At 55.2% G+C, this 3,969-nt stretch carries 2 protein-coding genes and 2 pseudogenes; 2 read left to right on the forward strand and 2 right to left on the reverse strand.

Annotated features, from left to right (window positions below):
- Together RE6C_RS30215 and RE6C_RS10185 are read right to left on the reverse strand one after the other, a co-directional pair.
- Positions 1-192, reverse strand: a pseudogene (locus RE6C_RS30215) (IS110 family transposase); the annotation flags it as partial.
- Positions 193-691: 499 nt separating this feature from the next.
- The gene (locus tag RE6C_RS10185; protein ID WP_008656298.1) at positions 692-2,002 is read right to left on the reverse strand and encodes a DUF1570 domain-containing protein; all 1,311 of its coding nucleotides are present in this window, start codon (positions 2,000-2,002) and stop codon (positions 692-694) included.
- A 142-nt stretch (positions 2,003-2,144) separates the two neighbouring features.
- Here RE6C_RS10185 and RE6C_RS10190 point away from each other — a divergent pair, with 142 nt between their 5' ends.
- Complete coding sequence (locus RE6C_RS10190) at positions 2,145-3,470, forward strand: hypothetical protein (RefSeq protein ID WP_008656299.1); 1,326 nt, start codon at positions 2,145-2,147, stop codon at positions 3,468-3,470.
- Between the two features lie 137 nt (positions 3,471-3,607).
- Positions 3,608-3,969: pseudogene (locus tag RE6C_RS10195) on the forward strand (DUF4349 domain-containing protein); the annotation flags it as partial.

The following is a 3,969-nucleotide window of genomic DNA, read 5'->3' on the forward strand; positions in this document are numbered from 1 at the left end:
TTCTGGATCAACGTGATCCAGCAAGCGTTTGTGGATGTGATCGAAGTCATTGTTGATCGAACCAGTGATTTTCTCGTGCGAGTCACACAGGTCGAGTTTGTCTTTGGCGACGTCGACGCCAATGACTCGCTGGTAGCCGGTTCTCGAAAGAGTTGCTTCGTTGACGCTGATGGCTGCTGCTGCGCTATTCATCTTTGAAATCCCTGCTTAGTAAATGCGGTCTGGCTGAGAAGCCGACCTGGCGACCGTTCGGGTACAAGAACTCGCTTGCGACCAAGCTCTCCCTCGTACTGGCGAACGCCGAATAAAGGGTCGAAAGCGATCTACAAGCGAGCAACCATTTCGGCAGCGCGACTGCCCCATGGTCGTCACAGCGAATCGACTGAAAAACAGTCCAAACTCAGCAACAGCGATATACTAGGTCGAGCGACGCCGTTCAGGCGTAAGCGAGGGTGAGGGCCGAGCATGGGAAAAGGCGCGCACTCCCCTCCCCAACTGCGTTCAGCAGGGTGATTTCAACCTTGCAAGCACGGCACTTCAAAGATGCACGACCTCAGTTGAGGGAGAGGTGACAAAAGTTGCACCGTGTCCTCGACCTGCAAACCCAAAGATTGAACAGTCCTGCGTTATTGCCGGTTGGAATCCGATTAATCGCCGCTTACGCGTTACGGCACATTGAATCAGCAGGCCTCTACGGCAGACTCGCGACAAAGCGAGTCAGTCGATTGCTGAAGTCTCGCACGTCGGTGCCGACGACTCGTTCGAAATCGATCATCCGTTGCCCCGATCGATAGGTCTCAAACGGAGGACGCGTGGCGGTGAAGTTCAGAATGTCCGCGAAAGCTTCCGTGTCTCGTTCGGCCAAATAAAACATCATTGACCACGCTAGCGCGTAAGCGGTGTGGATCGTGGTTGGATTGCGGAACAAGTCATCACTTCGAATCATTCGGTCCACCCATCGAGCGACTTCCGCTGGATCTTCCATGTCGATCGTTTCGCGAAGTTGACGCACCGAGTCTTTGTTCACGCGTTCGATCAAACGCGTTCCGGATCGTCCCGAACTCATTGCATCGGGCTCGAACATCTGTCCGATGCCTTCGGTGACCCAACTCGGTGTGTCGTTCACTCGGCTGTGCACGCCACAATTGAATGCGGATTGATGAGCGGCTTCGTGTCGAACCGTTGCGGCAATCATGCTGATGGCACCGCCGTCATGTGTCATCACGCGATTGCATTTGTTTGCATACAAACCGGCAACTCGCGAAACGTCGATTCCTAATCGAGCGATCTCGTCGTACATCGCTCGAGCGTCCGGCAGAACAACCGCCACCATCGGGAACCGGCCTTGGCGAACTTTCACGCCTCGACGTTCCATGTAAGTCACGAATGCACGATGGCATTGTTCGAACATCTTGGGCCAGCGACTGCCGCGACCTTTCGGCTGAACAACCAAAAAGTTCTGAGTCGCAACGACTTCGAACTCTCGTCCGAATTCCGCTCGCAACCGATTGCGCAGCTCGACCGATGAGGTTGGTTTGAACTGGCCAGCGATCGAACGCATCGACTCCGATTTTTCGGTTCGACTGATCGTGTGCAACCAACCGTCTCTTCCGATCACAAGCGATTCGCTCGCCGATTCGATCAGATGCAAACCACTTTGCCAGCTGTTACCGACACGGAATTCCACCAAGCCTGGTCGAATCGATGGTGTGACGGACTGCGACGACACCAAGTGTTCAGAACGTTCGGGCGAAGCCGGTGCTACTGGGTCGGCGATGCTCTCTTCGGCAGCTAGACCGACGAACAGGATCGCAGCGAACAATGGTACAAAGCGAGTTTGAACCACTCGAAAGCCTGAGGCGAACGAAAGAAGCCGACGCGGCATGCCCGAAGGAACGACATTCGACGTTTTCGCAATGGAAGTGAGAGTCATCGACATGATGGAAGTCAACGGCGAGGAACAACGCAGGAACACATCCGAACCGTCGGCGCCCCGCAACACCCACGCGATCTACTCAACCCTAGGTTAAGATTGAAGTGGCGGACGGACCGAAGGCCTTTTTGCACGGAAGGTTCCTCGTACCCTCGCGGTTGTAACGCCGATCGATTGAAATTCAGTTCAAAACTTTTCTCGAAAGCTTGACATGCATCGTTTTCACGTCGCGCACCAACGGCTTGTCCCGATTGCGGTGACCTTGCTGGCGTTTTTCCTGCCTGCACTCACCGCATCCCACACGCACGCACAAGAATCCGCGGAAACGCTCGAGCTCGAAGTCCCGCTTTGGATCGCGGAGCTGGACGCTGACGAAGCCCAAACCCGACGCGCGGCCGAGAAAAAGCTGATCGATGCGGGGCCGGACGCATCCGACTATCTCCCCGCAATTCTCGACGACCTGTCGATCGAGGCTCGCGAGCGTCTTAATCGTGTCCGAGCGGAATGGGCGAAACGCAAGGCGGAAACCCACGTCGAAACTCAGCTGATTCGGTTGCAGAATGCCAAGACACTTGGCGAGGCTTTGGAAGCAATCTCAACCGTCAGCGAGGTTGAGTTTGATCTTGACTCTGCAGGTGCGGCCGGCGACCTCACCCAAACCATCCAAGCCCCGCGATCACCGCTGAACTTCTGGCACGCGGTCGACCATGTTTTGGATCAAGCCAAATTGGACATCAACTTCTACGGAGGCGACCGAACAACACTGATGCTGATCGCTCGCGACGAGAACCGTCCATCGCGAGTCGAGTCGGCCGCCTACGTTGGAATCTACCGGCTCGAACCCACCGTGGTGACCGCGCGTCGTGTCTTGCGTTCACCAGAACTCAGCAGCATGAATCTGAACCTCACGATTGAATGGCAACCCAATCGAACACCGATCGGATTGACGCTGCCCATCAGCGCCGTCAACGGAAAGCTTGATTCGGGCGAAACGTTGGTGCCTCAATCGAGCGGCGACAAGATCGACATCGCAACGAACAGCGAGATGGCTCAGAGCGAGTTCTTCTTGCCGATGCAATTGCCCAGTCGCCCATCCGAAAGGATCGAACGGCTTGCGGGAACGCTGACCGCGATGATTCCCGGTCGCCGCGAAAAGTTTGCTTTGGATTTGAACGCTCCTGCCGCATCTCAAACCGAAGATCAAATGACCGTTTCCATCGAAGCCATTCGCGATGCCGACCCGCTTCGCGAGATACGTGTGGGCGTTGAACTCGATTCCGCCGGTCGTTCGCTTGAAAGTCACCGCCAATGGATTTTCGAGAACGAAGCGTACGTGTTGCTGGAAGATAAAACTCGGATGGATCACCTGGGTTATGAAGTCTTCCGCCAAACCGACTCAGGAGTTGGCATTGGGTATTTGTTTGACTTCGGCGCTGCGGGATCACCTCCGCCTGGATCGGAATTGATCTACGAATCTCCTACCTCAGTCGCACAGGACGCAGTCGACTTCATCCTCAACGACATCCCAACACCGTAACCATCGGGTGAACACAACCCGCGGTCGTGGATGAGGCCACGAATCCTTCAGCTCGGGACTCATTGCCTCGTCCACTACCGATTCAGTCGAATTGATCATTTAGCGACATACATTCCACCGACGCAGAACCAAAGTTGATGAACCACCGAAACTTTCGCAACGGTATTCTCGTCGTCCTGCTGTTGATCACGGGATGCGGGCCACAGTCCAATCAATTCTCTACCAAGCTCGACGTCATGAGCGAGCAAGCCGTCCAGGAACAACCTGCGTCCTTCTCGCTGGCACAAGCTCCGAATCGCGGTCCGGATATCGATGAGGCCGACACTGAATCATTGGACGCAGACCAATCAAGCGAGAACGCAAGAACCAATCGACGAATCGTTTACAACACCCACCTGTCTTTGGTGGTGAAAGAGTACGCGACCTTTGAATCAAAACTGCCGGCTCTGGTCGATCAGCACGGAGGATTCATTTCCAACAGCGAAACGAATCGCCGCTA

Origin of the sequence: Rhodopirellula europaea 6C, assembly GCF_000338295.1 — a bacterium.
Classification (GTDB): Bacteria; Planctomycetota; Planctomycetia; order Pirellulales; family Pirellulaceae; genus Rhodopirellula; species Rhodopirellula europaea.